General features: G+C 70.2%; 10 protein-coding genes. 4 read left to right on the forward strand and 6 right to left on the reverse strand.

All coding sequences use genetic code 11. The annotated features are described in order from the left end of the window. Positions 1–265: 265 nt before the first annotated feature. Positions 266–1,672, forward strand: a complete 1,407-nt coding sequence (locus tag ACFC09_RS44875) for a hypothetical protein (RefSeq protein WP_376538780.1) — start codon at positions 266–268, stop codon at positions 1,670–1,672. Positions 1,673–2,079: 407 nt separating this feature from the next. On the opposite strand, the gene ACFC09_RS44880 is transcribed toward ACFC09_RS44875, so the two are convergent. From ACFC09_RS44880 to ACFC09_RS44900, 5 genes are all read right to left on the reverse strand, one after another. Continuing rightward, the gene (locus ACFC09_RS44880; RefSeq protein WP_376538782.1) at positions 2,080–2,709 is read right to left on the reverse strand and encodes a hypothetical protein; all 630 of its coding nucleotides are present in this window, start codon (positions 2,707–2,709) and stop codon (positions 2,080–2,082) included. Positions 2,710–2,716: 7 nt separating this feature from the next. Continuing rightward, complete coding sequence (locus ACFC09_RS44885) at positions 2,717–3,700, reverse strand: TniB family NTP-binding protein (protein WP_376538799.1); 984 nt, start codon at positions 3,698–3,700, stop codon at positions 2,717–2,719. Positions 3,701–3,816: 116 nt separating this feature from the next. Continuing rightward, positions 3,817–5,943 (reverse strand): Mu transposase C-terminal domain-containing protein, encoded by a 2,127-nt coding sequence (locus ACFC09_RS44890; RefSeq protein WP_376538784.1) that lies wholly within the window; start codon positions 5,941–5,943, stop codon positions 3,817–3,819. Continuing rightward, the gene (locus ACFC09_RS44895; RefSeq protein WP_376538786.1) at positions 5,940–6,716 is read right to left on the reverse strand and encodes a TnsA-like heteromeric transposase endonuclease subunit; all 777 of its coding nucleotides are present in this window, start codon (positions 6,714–6,716) and stop codon (positions 5,940–5,942) included. The genes ACFC09_RS44890 and ACFC09_RS44895 overlap by 4 nt, the downstream gene beginning before the upstream one ends. Before the next feature lie 177 nt (positions 6,717–6,893). Then, positions 6,894–8,300 carry a DNA-binding protein gene (locus ACFC09_RS44900; RefSeq protein ID WP_376538788.1) on the reverse strand — a complete coding sequence of 469 codons (1,407 nt, stop codon included), beginning with the start codon at positions 8,298–8,300 and terminating at the stop codon, positions 6,894–6,896. 356 nt (positions 8,301–8,656) lie between these two features. On the opposite strand from ACFC09_RS44900, the gene ACFC09_RS44905 reads away from it, so the two are divergent. Genes ACFC09_RS44905 through ACFC09_RS44915 form a run of 3 tightly spaced genes read left to right on the forward strand, consistent with a single transcriptional unit; the run spans position 8,657 to position 10,100 of the window. Further along, positions 8,657–8,938 carry a hypothetical protein gene (locus tag ACFC09_RS44905; RefSeq protein WP_376538790.1) on the forward strand — a complete coding sequence of 94 codons (282 nt, stop codon included), beginning with the start codon at positions 8,657–8,659 and terminating at the stop codon, positions 8,936–8,938. Continuing rightward, positions 8,935–9,459, forward strand: coding sequence for an RNA polymerase sigma factor (locus ACFC09_RS44910; protein WP_376538792.1), 525 nt, complete (start codon positions 8,935–8,937; stop codon positions 9,457–9,459). The genes ACFC09_RS44905 and ACFC09_RS44910 overlap by 4 nt, the downstream gene beginning before the upstream one ends. Then, the gene (locus ACFC09_RS44915) at positions 9,456–10,100 is read left to right on the forward strand and encodes a hypothetical protein (RefSeq protein WP_376538794.1); all 645 of its coding nucleotides are present in this window, start codon (positions 9,456–9,458) and stop codon (positions 10,098–10,100) included. Before ACFC09_RS44910 ends, ACFC09_RS44915 begins: the two co-directional genes overlap by 4 nt. A 575-nt stretch (positions 10,101–10,675) precedes the next feature. Here the strand turns inward: ACFC09_RS44915 and ACFC09_RS44920 are convergent. Beyond that, a complete protein-coding gene (locus ACFC09_RS44920; RefSeq protein ID WP_376538796.1) occupies positions 10,676–12,628 on the reverse strand; it encodes a helicase associated domain-containing protein in 1,953 nt (650 codons plus the stop codon). Positions 12,629–12,808: the final 180 nt, after the last annotated feature.

Consider the following 12,808-nt stretch of genomic DNA (forward strand, 5'->3'; position numbering starts at 1 on the left):
TCCGACAGGTACAGCGCGACAGCGTCCGCCCTGAACTCGGGCGAGTAGACCTTCATCACCATAAAAGATGCCTCCTACCCGGCCCCTGGCGGGGCTGGGCTCAGAGGTGTCCACCCCTCGGGGACAGGTCCCCCTGGAGGAGTGTGTCGGCTGCGGCCGACGCAAGCCCGTCGCGAACCGGCTGCCTGACGGCCCACGCTGCCAGAACTGCCGGCCGAGGATCACCGCGGAATGCGGCATCTGCGGCCGAACGGCGCTCTGCGACATGTCCCGGGCCACCGGACAGCCCTGGTGCGACCGCTGCCAGCAGCGATGGGTGGCCTGCAGCGGCTGCGCCACCGTCGCCCAGGCCCGCAGCGGAACCTGGGAGGAGCCCTTGTGCGCGAAGTGCACCAACCCCGACCCCGACTTCTGGGGCCGCTGCCCGGTCTGCACCACCACCTGGCAGCTCAGCACCCGCCCCTGCCAGCGATGCGTCCTCGACCAACAAGTACGCGACCTCCTCGGCGGCTCGGACGGGGCCATCCGCCCCGAACTCGCCGCGTTCCACGACGCGTTGGCCAGCGCCGAGCGCCCCGACGTCGCCTTCGCCTGGGTCTCCCGCTCCAAGGCCCGTGACCTCCTGGAACGCATAGGCCGCGACGAGCGGCCCATTACCCACGAGGTCCTCGACGAACTGCCCCCGGGCAAGGTGCTGGCCCACCTGCGCAGTGTCCTGGTCGCGACCGGCGCCCTGCCGCCCCGCGACGAACGGCTCATCGCCCTGGAGAAATGGATCAGCACGACCGTCCAGGCCCGCATCGATCTCGCCGAGCGCCGGGTCCTGCACGGCTACGCGGTCTGGCACCACATGCGCCGACTCCGACGCCGCCTCGGTGATGACCACACCACCCGGCTCCAGGACCTGAACGTGCGCTGCCACGTCACCGCGGCGAACAACTTCATCGACTGGCTCGGCGGCGAAGGACTCACACTTGGGACCTGCACCCAGACGGACCTGGAACGCTGGATGGCCGACCCCACGGTCAGCTACCGCGACGAGACCGGCCACTTCGTCCGCTGGTCGGTACAGCACCGGCATGCCCGTGACCTGACCTATGGCACCGTCCGCTGGACCGGCCCGCTCAGCACCATCGACAGCGAGAAGCGGTGGGCCGACGCCCGACGCCTCCTCAACGACGACACCTTGCCGACCCCGGACCGCGTCGCGGGACTGCTGTTGATCCTCTACGCACAGAAGATCGCCACCATCAGCCAACTCACCGTCGGTGACGTCAGCTTCGACGGCGGCACCGTCTCCATCACGTTCGGCACCTCGCCCGTCGTCCTCCCCGCGCCGCTGGCCGCCCTGGTCCGCGAGCTCGTAGCGACCCGCCGTGGCAAGGCCAAGATCGGCACCCCGGAGGACACCCCCTGGCTTTTCCCCGGAGGCCAGCCGGGACGCCCCCTCGGCGACGACCAGATCGGCCAGCGCCTCCACAAGATCGGGATTCGGCCCAAGCAGGATCGCTCCACCGCACTGTTCACCCTTGCCACCGAAGTGCCCGCCGCGATCCTCGCCCGAATGCTCGGGATCCACATCAAAGTCGCTGTCCAGTGGCAACAGGCATCAGGCGGGGACTGGGCCGCCTACGCCGCCGACGTCAGCCACCGTGTCTCGGAGAACCAATGAGACTGCCCACCACCGTCCACCACGCACGCCTCGGGGCAACGGAGTTCAAGGTCATCCGCCCTGCCCAGCCACTGCCCCACGCCGTGCTCATCGATCACGACCGGCACTTGGATGCCTACCTTGACCAAGACGCCGCACGCCGGATTGGCGGCCTATGGTGTGATTCCGGGGTTCGTAGTTGGTGTGGTGAGGGTGGCTTGGGCTGGGGTGTTGTGGATTTTCTGATAGCGATTCCGGCGTCTACGGGGTGCTGGAGGCGCTGCTGATGGGGCATCTGGCCTGTGGTTGTTCTGGGTTCGTTGATAACGGTGCTGTGGTGTTGGTGATGGTGCCTGGCATCTAAAGGGCTGGTGCGGGTTTGTGCTGGTCAGCGGCTTGTTGTGTGGTCAGGGCTTGTGCGGGCGGTCCTATGCCGGTTCCGGCTGGGGCGGGTTGGCGCCGGTCCAGTACAGGGCGGTGTCGATGTCGCGTGCACTCCAGCCGTCGGCGTGTGCTGAGCCGTGTTGGAGGAGGTCGTCGAGGAGCTGGAGGTAGCGGCCGTAGCGTCCCGGTGTGGGGGTGAGGGGGAGGCCGAGGGTGTCGAGGGCGTGTTGGACACGGCGGTCGTAGACAGCCATCCGTGTGGGTGCGGCCGCGGTGAGGATGGCTGAGGCGAGGGCGTCGCCGGTGCGGAAGCCGGGCAGTTCGGCGATGATGCCGCGTCCGGTGCTGGCGGCTTTGCTGCGGGTGAGGGTGGTGTCGCGGACGGCGGTGACGGCCTGCTCGGTGACGGCTCGTACGTGGGTGTCGGGCAGAGACATGAGGGCTGTCACCCAGCGGGTCTGTGCGGAGAGCCGTTTCCAGACGACGAGGGCTGCGATGTCCGCCTTGCCGAGACTGCCGGTGTGCTCGGTGCGCTGCGCGACGTCGTGGAGGACGTCGTCGTAGTGGAGTGAGACGTCGGCGAGGTAGCCGGCGCGGGCGGGGATCAGGGTGTCCCAGGCATGCCGGCAGAGGGCGGCGAACTCGTCGCGCGGCGTCTCGGTGGTCGTCTTCATGTCCGCATCATCCCGTTCTGGCCGGTTGGCGGGTTCGGGGGCGCCTTGCTTCTTCGGCGAGGTGGTCGAGCTGGATGGCTTCGAGCGATTTTTTGGTGATGCGTTCGGTGCCGTCGCAGATGGCGGTGATGGCGGCTTGGCGGATGAGGCGGGCGAGGCTGCCGATGCGGCCGGCGGTGCGCTGGTGGAGGTAGGTGGAGTGGCGGGGGAGCGTGCCGGGTGTGTGCTGGGTCAGGTCGAGGGCGGCTTCCATGTCGGTGACGAGGTCGGTGAAGGGGCGGCGGGTGCCGTGGCGGGCGGGGAGGGGGCCGCAGGTGATGAGGCTGGCGCGGCCGGCGAGTTGGGCGCCGCGCACTCCGGTGAACAGGGGTGTGGCGGCGACGTCGATGCCGGTGTAGACGAAGGTCGCTCTGATGCGTTCGGTGAGGTCTTTCAGCAGGTCGGTGGCCTCCGCGCCGGTGGTCGTACGCGGGTTGAGGCGGTGGATCTCGTCGATGAGGATCAGGCGGACGCCGGCTTGGGTGTAGGTGTGGCAGACGGCTTCGGTGATCTGGGTCTGGGTCATGCGGGTGGTGGTGGGGATGCCGAGGTAGCGGGCGAATTCGGTGGCGAGGGTCTTGGCGGTGGCGCCAGGTGGCACCAGCAGGTACGCGACCGGCACCTGCTGGTGGGCACGTCCGGGCGGGGCCGGGTTCTTGCGGGTGTGGGCGAGGTGGCAGGTGCGCCCGACCTCGAGGAGTGCGGTGGTTTTCCCGGCTGCGGCGGGGCCGGTGACGATCAGTGAGGGGCGGGCGGTGGTCTGCTGGTGGCGGCCGAGAAGCATCAGGGTGCGGACCTGGGTGGCGAGGGTGTTGATGGCGGGGGTGCGGACGGTGACGAACGCGGAGTGGTAGGCGAGGCGTTCTTCCGGGCTGCGGGGTGCGTCGCCGGGCCCTGGCGGGGTCTGGGGTGGGGTGGTGGCGAAGTGCTGCCAGCCCTGCCAGGTGGTGATCGGCCACTCCGGTTCGGCTTCGTAGGCGTCCGGTCGAGGGACGTCGGCGGCGGTACGGGCACGCGGGCTTGTCGGGCTGGGGGAGTGGCTGGCGGTGGTGGTGTGTGGGCGGGTGGTCACCAGTTGAGGGCTTCCTGGGCGGGGTCGTAGAGGCCGAGTCCGGTGTACGGGACGGAGGCGTTGTTGTCGCCGGGGTCGTTCTCGCCGTCGGCCTGCTCTGCGTCGTCGGGCAGGTCGTCGAGGTCGTCGAGGCTGTCGTCGTCCGAGCCGTCGGCCTGCTGCGGGTCCGGAGGGCGGGTGGCGGTCGCGGGCGGGGGCGTTTTCAGCGGTGCGGTGCGGGTGAGCAGGCGCTGTTCGTCGGGTGTGGCGGTGCCGGTGTGGGCGCGGCGCATGAGCTGGTCGAGGGCGTCGGCGAGGTCGGCTTCGTGGGTGTCGCGGTCGCCGTGGCGGGCGGTGATGGTTTTGATGTGCTGCCAGGTGGCGCTGTTGAAGGGCTGGTGGATGTGGCCGCGGTGGATCCACGGGATCTCTGTCAGGTGTCCGTCGGGCAGGCGGATCCAGACCTGGCGGGCGTCGTGGGGGTTGGTGTGGACTTCCCATTTCCCGCCGCGCGCCGTGACGGGCGAGGGCTGGCCGCGGTAGGGGGCGAGGACATCGTGGTCGTAGGTGCGGTGGTCGATGCGGATGCCGCGTTCGGTGATGGCCTGCCAGCGCACCGGCAGCAGTTCGAGGTAGTCGCTGCCGCTCAAGGGGAGGGGCACGTGGCCGGCCACGGCGACCAGCGCGGCCCACATCTGGTTCGGTGTCAGCGCCTTCTTCGGCAGGGTGGGGTGGCGCAGGCCTTCGTGGGGGCGGTGGTGGTAGTGGATCAGCCATTCGTCCAGCAGGTCCTGCAACTGGGCGACGCTGAAGCATGCCTCGGTTTCGGCGGCGGGGCCGCGGCGGGTGACGTCGGAGCCGGTGTAGCCGGGCAGGTGCTGGCACAGCAGGGCGTTGATGGTGCCGAAGGTGCGCTCGACGATGCCTTTCGCGGCGGGGGCGTGGGGCGGGGTGGGCTGGACGCTGATGCCGAGGGTCTCGCAGGCGGCGCTGAACGCCGTGGACAGGTAGACCTTGCCTCGGTCCACGACGATCGTCTCGGGCACCACGACCGGCCGGGCGGCTGCGCCCTGAAGGCGTTCGTCCAGACTCATCAGCCGCTGTAGCTGCGGGAGTTGGGTGTGGGCGAGGTGCAGGGCGTCGGGCCAGGCGGGGCGGGCGGGGTGCGGGACGGCCATTTCGGCGAGTAGGAGGGCGGCGTCGACGGCCTTGGTTCCGGCGGGGCGCAGGACGGCGGCGAGGATGGCGCGGGTGGCGACGTCGACGGCGATGGTGAGTTCGGGCCGGCCGGTGGTGCCGTCGTCGAAGACGGCCAGGACGTCGAGGCGGGTGGTGTCGACCTGTACCTGTTCGCCCGGCCGCAGCGCCACGGTCGGGGTGAACGCCCGTCCGCCGGTGGGGGAGGGGAGAGTTCGGGCGGGGCGGTGGGGGTGTTCGGCGGGGTCGGCGAGCTGGTGGACGAGCCGGTAGAAGGTGGCCTGGGAGGGTATCGGCACGGTGCCGCGCCCGTGCCGGTCGGTAAGGATCTGCGCGACCAGGGGCGTCAGGCCTTTGACGGTGCCCTTGGAGCGGCCGCGCTGGCGGCGCAGCGCTTCCTCGATGGCGGCGATGACGCGTTCGTCGGTGCGCCCGGTAGGCACGGGCCGGCGGGTGGTGCGGTGGTCGACCAGCCCCCACAGTCCCTGCTTGCGGTAGGCCAGGCGCATGCGCTGCACCGTGGTCCGGGAGACAGGTCCGAAGCCGATCGCGGTCAGCTCCGCGGCCTTGGCCTCCTCGCGCTGCGCGAGCGTGAACCGGTCGGGGTCGTACTCGGCTCGGGACACCCCGCCGCTGTCCGTCCCGCCGGGCAGGCCGGACTCCACCTCGCGGATGTGCCGCTGCCAGGCCAGTGCCTTGCGCCGCGCGTCCTCGGGCGCGGTTTCGAACAGCCCCCACTGCGTCACGGCCTGGGGCATCTCGACGCCCATGATGGTGAAGGACGGGTCGGCGAACAGATGCCCGGCCACGACCGTCTCGTCTTCGCCTGTCTCGCCGGCGAGGTGGACCTGCTGACCCGCCACAGCGATGACCTGCCAGGTGCGGTCACGGAAGCGGACGTGCGCTCCGACCTGCAGCACCGGCCGCCCGCCACGCCGCACGCTCACCACCCATCCCCGCTGCCCGGGCCGCCACGGCCGTTCACCCTGCCGGTGCCGGTGGTGACGAGGACCCCCTCGTTAAGCGGCGTCGCCAGGTCGGTCGTCAGCTTTCCGTGCCACAGGGCGTGGAAGACGGCGGGCAGGACTTCGATCGGGTCGCCCACCGCTTCGGCGCCCTCGATCAGCGGCCGCGGCTGTGTGAACGCCTCACGGACGGCGGCCGAGAGAGAGGGACGGCCGGCGTTGCGGGGGTGGCGGTAGCCGGCCAGCCATTTCAGGTTCGCCGAAAGCGTCTTCTCCAGCGGCTTGAGGCGCCGGTAGCTCCAGCCGGCCTGCACGCACGCCGCCTCCAGGACCGTCGCAGCCCGCTGCGCCCGCTCGCCGCCGGCCTCCGGGTGGCTGGGGCAGTCGGCCAGCACAGCGGTGCCGTCGCGGTGGCGGGCGAAGAGCTGCGGCACCCACGAGCGCACCTGGCCACGCGCGTCCCGCCACAGTAGGCGGACCGGCCGCCCGGCCAGGCCGACCACCTCTGGGTCGCGGTCCAGCACCATCAGCTGCGCCCGCATCGCGGACGACCCGCAGGCCACATGCCGGCCGGTCGTGGCCGACCACCACTGGCCGGGCCCCCACCGCCGCCCCGGCACCACCGGGAACGCCGACACCGGCTCCAGCTCTTCGAAGGCCACCGCGAGGACCGCGTCCGCCCACCGCTGCTGCACCACCTGCCCGATGGGGTCGACGAAGACCGCCTCCCACTCGGATCCGGTGTCCGTCTGCATGTGCTGTGAGCGGCCACCTGCTGCGGCCGCTGCGTCCTTGCTGCCCACACGCCCCAGTCAAGCCCGTCCCGCCTCGCTGGCGGGCGGCTTCACGGATTTTGATCACGAGTGCCGGGCGATGAGGTATGCCCTGCGGATCACGGTCCGTGCACACCCTGCCTGCCTCCTGACACTTGCTCACCGCTCCTTTCCCGGCCGCCCGTTGCGGTGGGCCGCGAGTGCCTCGGCCAGGACATCGGCCGGCAGACGGGCCCAGCGCGCCAGATCCTCCAGTGCCATCCCGGCCCCGAGGGCTGCCGCTGCAGTCTCCTGTACGGCCTGCTCGATCAGCGTGGCAGCATGGCCGAGGTTGCCCAGCAACTGCTGAGCGGCGTCGGCGGTCTTGCCGTACTGGGCACCGCGCAGCTGGGTCAGCTGCTCTTCGGCGTCGTTGACCAGGCTGGTGATCAGCGCCCGCTGCTCGGCCGGCACCGCAGAGCGCCACGTGGTGCCCGAGCCGGGCGCGCTGCGTTCCTTCGACAGGACACGCAGCTGGGCGGCCATGGACGCGGTCTGGTGCTCCTGCCTCAGCCACCACGGATCGTTGCCGTAACCAGGAGGCCCGCCGGCGCCACGGCGCAGGCGGATGACGGCGCCCATCCACGAGGTCAGCGGGCCGCCGTAGTCGGTGGCGGCCAGCGGCCCCAGCCACCCCCGCCCGACCCGCTCGCCCAGCCGGCGGCAGAACGCCCCGTCGGCGGGCAGCGGCCGCGGCCGCCCGGCCCCGCTGTCGGTCCATGCCAGCTCGGCCATGGCCGGGTCCAGCAGCGCGTCGGCCACGGCCACCACCTCGGGGAAGACGACCGCGTCCCGGCCCACGATCCGCCACCGCTCCAGCTCTGTCCCGGCGTTGCCGCCCGCGACCTGGTGCAGCCGCCGCGGCCAGAGCGCCTCGCGCTCCCAGTGCAGGGCCTGCTCCCACCACCGGGCCACCACCGCGTGCGCCAGAGCGAACACTCTCTCCGGTTCGACTCCGGCCCGTGCTGCCCGCCGCGCCACCTTGGCCCACCGCCGCTGCGCCGCAGCCACTTCCGGCACACCCCGCACGTCCAGATACTCAAGAGGCTGGTCGGCGTCCGCGTCCAGGAGCCACCGCCCGTGCCGGACACACACCCGCTCCCAGCGCGGCGCGTACCGCACCACCCGCACCGCCGTCCCCGTACGCCCGGCGGTGCACAGGCGGCAGCCGAAGGCGACCGGCCCGGCGACCGCGCCACCGGTCCGCCACGCCGCCGCCGGCACCCCGTTTCTTCCGGCCGACAGCTTGGCGTCCTCCTGTCCCCAGGACGGCAACGCCCGCGCCAGGACGTCTTCCTCGACACCGCACAGGCATGCAAGGAGCTGCCGTCCGGCCGCGTTCAGCAGCACCTCGGCGTCGGCCCGCGCGCCCCCGCCGTCGTGCCCCGGCGGGTAGTTGCGCCACTGCCAGCACGACCGCAACACCTTCGCCTCCATCCCGTAGCGGCTCGCGATGCGGCAGATCAGTGACGAGGTCGTCTCCCTCGGCAGGGGAGCGGTCCGCAGCAGGCCGGGGTGATGGGTCACTCCACCACGGTCTCGTGCTCGCCGTGCCGGGCGGGCGCTTTCGCAACGGATGCCCGGCGGATCAGGCAGAGCGGCGGTCGTGGTGCCGGTTCGTTCTCATAGCGTCCCGGCTCCGCCTCCTTCCCGGGGCCGTGCTCCCATCGGCGGGGCCTTTCCGGACTCCCCGCCCGACCGATTTTCCTGTCCGTCTGCTACCCCTGTGACCTGCGAAGGCGATGCGACAGGCGGGGAAGCGGGGGAAGTTGGGAAAAAATCTTGGTCTCCGGCATCCGGATCCGGGCCCCCGGCGGCGTGTAAGGGGATGAAGGCCCTTGGGCCTTCATCAACGAGTTCGTCTCTACTGGGAGGCCTGGTCGATGACTTGGTCGTACTGGGTGGGAGCGGGCGGGGTTCCCCTGCTGTTCCTGCTGGTCTCCGTGATGCGCCGCACCCGCGGCATCACGGAGATGCTTGTGAAGGCGCATATCGAGACCCGTGTGGAGCGCGAGCAGCGCGCCACCATGGTCGCGATGGCGCAGGCCCTGCCCGACGGCGGCGCTGCCGCCCGTTTCGAGGAGGGCCGGCCTGCCTGGCTGTTCCGCAAGGACACGGCCGGGCCGGCGGGCCACCGGGCCATCACCACGCGGGAGGCCGCGTGAGTGAGGCCGCTCCGGGAGCGGACTTCGAGTCCTTCGTCCTTGAGACCATCGAGGCGTTCTCCCGACTGGCCCGGGCCCAGGCCGGCGATCTGCACAGCGCGGAAGATGCTGTGCAGGACGCCTACCTGAAGATGTACCGGCGATGGGATCAGCTTATCGCCGGCCGCGGTTCGCTGACCGCCTGCGGCCGCACCGTGGTGAAGCGGGCGGTCATCGACCAGTTCCGCCGCAACGAGCGGATGGTCCTGGTCCCGGTCCGTGAACTGCCCGAGACGGAATCTGGCATCGGCATCCCCGAGGCCGCCTACGAAATGATCAAGGAAGGTATCGACGAACTCGTCGCCAGCCTTCCTGAACGGCAGCGCGAGGTCATCACCCTGTGTGTTCTGCAGGACCTCAGCCCTGCCGTGGTTGCGCAGCGCCTCCAGATAAAGGAGGAGTCGGTGAAGCGCTACATCAAAGCCGCCGCCAACAACCTGAAGAAGTCCATCAACGAGCACAGCGAGGAGGCCACCGCATGACATACCTGTCCGCTTGGACGCACCAGCCCGAGGAGCGGGGAGCCATCCGGCTCCTCGCCCTGTGGCTCCTGCTCGAAGGCTCTGAGCAGTCATTTTCCAAGGGTTCCCGGATCGGCGGGGACTCTGTCCAGGCGGAGGGGGGCCAGCCTTCGGGCTGGCCCCCGGCCCCCGCCCCCTGCCTGGAAATCGTGGACGGAAACCACCGAATCGGCGCGGTCCGTGAACTACGCACTCTCCTGAAAAAGGAAATCGATGATTCCGCGACACCACAGGAAACGCGGCGCGTAGCAGAAATCCTTGAGTTCCTGGACAGGGATGATGTGGCGCGAAGCTGGTGGGAAAAAGCAGCACTCAAGGGTGACGAGGACGCGCGGGACTATCTTCATATCCTTGATGCCGAGAGGGAAGAAAACCTATCGGCATGCTGCGGACACGGGAAAGAACACGCTGAGGAGTCTTTCAGATCATTCGTGAGTGGCTTTGTGTGCCGGTCAGCCGGTATTCGCGTTGCTGTAGACAGGGTCGACTGGGCATTGGGGGAAGCCGGAGTCGACCTGTCTGAAGCAACACAAGCTCTCGTGCGTGAGATTGAGGACTTCCTGGCGCGCCTGGACCACACCACCGGCGGGCCACGGTGCTGACACGACAGCGCGTCACGCGCCCACAGACGGGAGAGTCTTTGTAGACCAGCTCCATGAGGCCTTCACGCGAGAAGGCCGGACGACTCGTTGAAGCGGCGGCCCATCCCCGCGCCCGCGGGGATGGGCCGCCACTGCATTACCCAAAGCTCCGTGAGTCGACTTACGGAGCCCCTCCGGCATCCACACCTGGATCGAGCACTCGCACTGCATACGGGGGACCACCACCCCCGGTCCCCGATTGATGCGACGTCAACTGGCACTGGACGCCGTTTACACTCGCCAGCATCGAAGCGTGCTGGCCGTCTGCGCGAGTCTCGCCCACTCCGCTTCCACACTGCTGCCGGGCCGGGGGATCGCCCAGCAGCAAGCACCGTCGAGCCGCGAGGACACAGGTGGGCTCTTGGCGAGTCGCCCCTGGTCCTCACCGGGCAGTACCCGGTCGCGATCCTGTCGGACTGCGCCGTCTACGCGTCCGACGGGCCGTCGCCGCTGGACTTCCTTCCTTACCAGGACGGCAGGCCGCTGCCGGGCGGCTTCAAGCTCGGCGTGAACCCGGGCCTTCGGAAGTCCTGCCGTCACGCTCCAGACAGGGTGCCTTGCCGACTTGGGACCTCAGGGCGGATATCGATGGTGCACAGCAGCGCCTTTTGGTGGGGGTGGAGTTGGTGCCAGAGGGTGGTCTGTTTGCGGGCCCAGCGCTGGAGTTCGGGTGGGAGGGGCTGGCCTGTGGTGTGGAGGGTGCGGTGTTGGTGGTATTTGCGTTGCCAGGCGAAGGGCCAGGGCGGGTTCCACCAGGGGTCGAGGAGGGTGAGTTCTTGCAGGGTGCGGGCGGACAGGAGGCCTGCGCGGGCTTTGCGTCGCTGCTGGATGAGCCAGTGCCCCAGGGCGAAGCCGTGGTGGTGGGTCTGTTTGAACACGGCGAGGTGCCCGTGGGCGGTGGCGTAGGAGCGGGCGTGGGGGAGGCCGTCGCCCGGTGGGTAGCTGCGTGTCGTCGTGGGAGTCGGCATGGGTTCGGTGGCGGGCGCGGCGCCGATGCCGGCCAGGAGTTCTTGCTGGGTGGGGTGGAGGCTGTCCCACAGCCGTGTCTGGGTGGTGATCCAGCGGCGTTGCGTCGTGGTCAGGTTGCCGCTGGTCGTGGCAGCGCGTGACTGATGGTAGGTGCGCTGCCATGCGAGGGGCCAGGGCGGGTTCCAGTGCGGGTCGAGGGCGTTCAGCGCGGCGATCCGGGCGGGGTCGATGTGCCCGTCAGCGACGCGGTGTCGCTGGCGTAGGAGCCAGCTGCCCAGGGGGTAGTCGTTGTGGCGGGTCTGTTCGGCCACGGCCAGGTGCCCGTGTTCGGCTGCATAGCTACGTGCGTAGGCGAGCCCTGTGTCCACGGGGGCAGGGCTTCGGCCGGCTTCGGTCACGATGCGGGCGACGGCAGGGTTGATGCCGATGTCCGCGAGGAGGTCCTGCTGCTCGGGTTGCAGGACATCGTGCCGGGCACACTGACGGCGCAGCCACACTGTCACCTCGTCCTCGTCCCCGCCGCGATGAGGGCCGGGCACCTTCAACCGTCCCCTCTGCCATCGCTTACGGGCCTGCTGGTAGCGCCGCTGCCAGGAGTAGGGCCAGGGCGGGTTCCACCAGGGATCGAGTTCGGCCAGCAGCCGGCCCCGCGGCCATGCGCCTCCGGTGGTTTGAGCGTGCAGGCGGTCCTGGCGGCGCTGCTCCACGAGCCAACGGCCCAGGGCAAACCCGTCGTGCACGTACTCCGAGGGCACTGCCAGGTGCCCGTGTGCCGCGGCGAAGGAACGAGCGCTGGTCATGCCGTCCAAGGCCCACAGACCGGCAGCAGCAGCCTGCCCGTTCTCGGTCTCGACCTCGGGTGCCCCTGCCCTGCCCTGCACTTTCGCGGCTTCCTCGGCTGTGATGCCGATGTCGGCCAGCAGACGCTGCTGATCGGGGTCCAGCCGCCGATAAGCGGCACACTGCCGCGACAGCCACAAGGCGAGATCTGCTCCGGCCCCGGGAAATCCGTCCCTCACATCGAGCCCGCCTCCGCTCTCCGCCAGCCGCCGCACCTGTGCGTAGGAGCGCTGCCAGGCTGGCCCCCAGGGCGGGTTCCACCAGGGATCGATGACGTCGAGTGCGCGGGAGCGCTCCGTGGGCTCCGCGCTCTGGCGCGCTCTGCGACGCTGGCGTGCGAGCCACGGCCCCAGCGGATACCCCTGGTACAGCGTTTCTTTGTCCGCGGCGGCCAGGCAACCGTGTTCGGCGGCGTAGGACCTGGCGTGCGCCAGCCCCGTCTCGAAGCCGGCCTGGATGGGGATCCGCCGCGGCAGAGCGGTGCGGGCCGCCTCGGCCGTGATGCCGATGTCCGCCAGCAGACGCTGCTGTTCAGGATGGAGAGTGCTGTAGCGGGTGCACTGCAGATACAGCCACTCGCCGTTGAGTATCTGCGTGCCGGGGAATCCCGCGGCTGCATCGGGCGGACCGGCAGCCGCGGCGTGATCGCGCGCCCGGTAGTACGAGCGCTGCCACTGCACCGACCAGGGGGCGGGACCTGTCCCCGAGGGGTGGACACCTCTGAGCCCGGCCCCGCCAGGGGCCGGGTAGGAGGCATCTTTTAGTGTGATGAAGGTCTACTCGCCCGAGTTCAGGGCGGACGCTGTCGCGCTGTACCTGTCGGATCCGAGCCACACCTTCGAGGGCATCGGCAAGGACCT

The organism is Streptomyces sp. NPDC056161 (genome assembly GCF_042268025.1).
Taxonomy (GTDB): Bacteria; Actinomycetota; Actinomycetes; order Streptomycetales; family Streptomycetaceae; genus Streptomyces.